Annotated in this window: 2 protein-coding genes; one reads left to right on the top strand and one right to left on the bottom strand. The window is 64.0% G+C overall.

The features are described from left to right. A partial coding sequence (locus EOA75_RS31830; protein ID WP_127326069.1) for a DUF2865 domain-containing protein occupies window positions 1–853 on the top strand: 853 nt, incomplete at its 5' end. On the opposite strand, the gene gltX is transcribed toward EOA75_RS31830, so the two are convergent. Then, window positions 771–2,144 carry a glutamate--tRNA ligase gene (gltX, locus tag EOA75_RS31835; RefSeq protein WP_095800819.1) on the bottom strand — a complete coding sequence of 458 codons (1,374 nt, stop codon included), beginning with the start codon at window positions 2,142–2,144 and terminating at the stop codon, window positions 771–773. The two genes, EOA75_RS31830 and gltX, sit on opposite strands and share 83 nt — an antisense overlap. Window positions 2,145–2,449 lie beyond the last annotated feature (305 nt).

Raw genomic sequence — 2,449 nt, forward strand, 5'->3', positions numbered from 1 at the left:
CACGCGGCGCGACCGCAGCCGCATTCTTGCGGCGCTCGACGCCAATGGCTGCCGCGCTGATGAAGTCGAGCCGCGTCGCGCCCCGACCCAGGAGGCCGCCCGCAACAATGGTGGCGGCAATCTGTTCGAGCAGCTCTTCGGCCGTGGCGACGAGGGGATCGATACGCTCCACACGCCTGAAGCGCTTCCGCCAGACCATCCCAGCGCGCGCAACATCCGCCGGGTGATCAACCAATCCGACGGCATGAACCTGCCGAGGATGAACGGCGAGTTCCGCACCGTCTGCGTGCGCACCTGCGACGGCTATTTCTTCCCGATGTCGAACGCCGCCTCTTACGGCGATTTCGAGCGCGATCAGAAGAATTGCAAATCGAGCTGCCCCGGCACCGAGATGCAGGTCTTCTACACGCGAGGCATGGACGATGACGCCGGCAACATGACATCCTCGGCGACCGGCCGTCCCTACAGCGAGCTGCCGACGGCCTATCTCTACAAGCAGGCCAACTACTCGCGGCCGCCGCAATGCGGCTGCAACGCCCAGGCCGAAAACTTCTCGATCATAGGCGGCAATCCGCCCAATCCGGAGCAGCCGCAGCCGGACAGCGGGGCGACGACCCTCGTGCCGGCGCCGGCGGCCAAGCTCGATGCTGGCGCCGATCCCGAAACGCTCGCCAACGCTGCAGGCGGGCTCGACCGCGCGGCTATCAAGCAGCTGACCGCCAAGGTGCCGGCGTCACCGGTTTCGGCCCTGCCGCCGGAACAGCGCAAGGTCAGGGTCGTCGGGCCAGCGTTCCTTCCCGACCCATCAGCGGCAATAGATCTGCAAGCTCCGGCCCCGAAGACCGCCCGGTAAGGGCAAGCCGCAGCGGCATGAACAGCGGCTTGCCCTTGCGGCCCGTCGCTTCCCTGATCTTGCCGGTCCAATCCTTCCAGACCGTGCCGTTCCAAGGCTCTTCCGGCAACAGGTCGAACGCCTGGTGGAGGAAGTCACGGTCCTCGCCGGAAAATTCCGCCGGCTCCTGCGGCCCGTCGCTCAGGATTCGCCACCAGGCGACAGCGTCGGACAAACGGTCGATGTTGCCGCGCACGGCGAGCCAGAAGGGCTCGGCCCTGTCGCCGGAAATGCCAAGCACAATCAGCCGGTCGCGCGCCTCCTCGAACGGCATTTGGTGCATCAGCGTGCGATTGAGCACGAAAAGCTCGTCGGGATCGAACTTGGCGGCAGACTTGGATGTCGCGGCCGGGTCGAAATGGCTGGCGAGCTCGTTGAGATCGTGCGCTGCCGTGACATTTTCCGATGTGCCAACGAGCACGGCCAGCGAGGCGACAGCCATCGGCTCGATGCCGTCCTCGCGCAGGCTTTCTATCGACAGCGCGCCGGTGCGCTTCGACAGCCCCTCACCCGACACGGTGGTCAAGAGATTGTGATGACCGAACACCGGCGGCTCAGCGCCCAGCGCCTGGAACAAGGCGATCTGCACGCCGGTGTTGGTGACGTGGTCGTCGCCGCGTATGACATGGGTGACGCCCATCTCGATGTCGTCGACCACCGAAGGCAGTGTGTAGAGATAAGTGCCGTCCTCACGCACCAGGACTGGGTCCGACAGTGAGGCGAGATCGACGGTCTCCTCGCCGCGCACAAGGTCGTTCCAGTGCACCTCGGTCCGTTCCGGCTGCAGCGGGTCGCCGGTGAAGTTCGGCAGAAGAAAGCGCCAGTGCGGCCGGCGCCCGTCGGATTCGTATTCGGCCACCTGCTCCGGCGTCAGCGTCAATGCCTCGCGGCCATAGACCGGCGGCAGGCCGCGCGTGCGGCGCACCTTGCGGCGCAGGTCGAGCTCCTCCGGCGTTTCGTAGCAGGCATAAAGCACGCGCGCCGCCTTCAGCCGCTCCACCGCGGCGTCATAGACTTCAAAGCGACGCGACTGATATTCGGTAACGTCGGGAAAAATGCCGAGCCAATGCAGGTCATAGAGAATTGAATCGGCGAATTCCTGCGTCGAACGGGCAACGTCTGTATCGTCGAAGCGCTGGATGAAGCGGCCCTTGTTGTTCATAGCGAAGAGCCAGTTGAACAGCGCGGTGCGGGCATTGCCGATGTGGATGCGGCCGGTCGGCGACGGGGCGAAACGAACTGTAACTGTCATGAGCGGGGCGTAGCGAATGCTTCCAGGCTTGACAAGACACGCCCCCGCGCAGGGCAACAGATAGTGCAAGCCAGCTAAAATGAAAAGCCGCTCGCCGGGCCCGGCTCCGGGCAACCCGGCGAACCGTCCGCAAGGACCGTCAAATAAACGCTTTTCGAAGCGCCTTTCTGTCCCCGTTATCCACATATGTGACACACAACATGTTGGGGTCACAAAACCTATAAAAACGAATCCTTGACGGGTCAGAACGAGTCGCTTTTTATAGGCCATGCGCTCCTGTTGCGGGCGTGACCGGAGAGTTCAGA

This window comes from Mesorhizobium sp. M1A.F.Ca.IN.022.07.1.1 (genome assembly GCF_003997575.1).
Taxonomy (GTDB): domain Bacteria; phylum Pseudomonadota; class Alphaproteobacteria; order Rhizobiales; family Rhizobiaceae; genus Mesorhizobium.

Bases quoted from the DNA above. Each gene is read 5' to 3' on its own strand.
- gltX (WP_095800819.1), bottom strand. From the start codon at position 2,144: ATGACAGTTACAGTTCGTTTCGCCCCGTCGCCGACCGGCCGCATCCAC.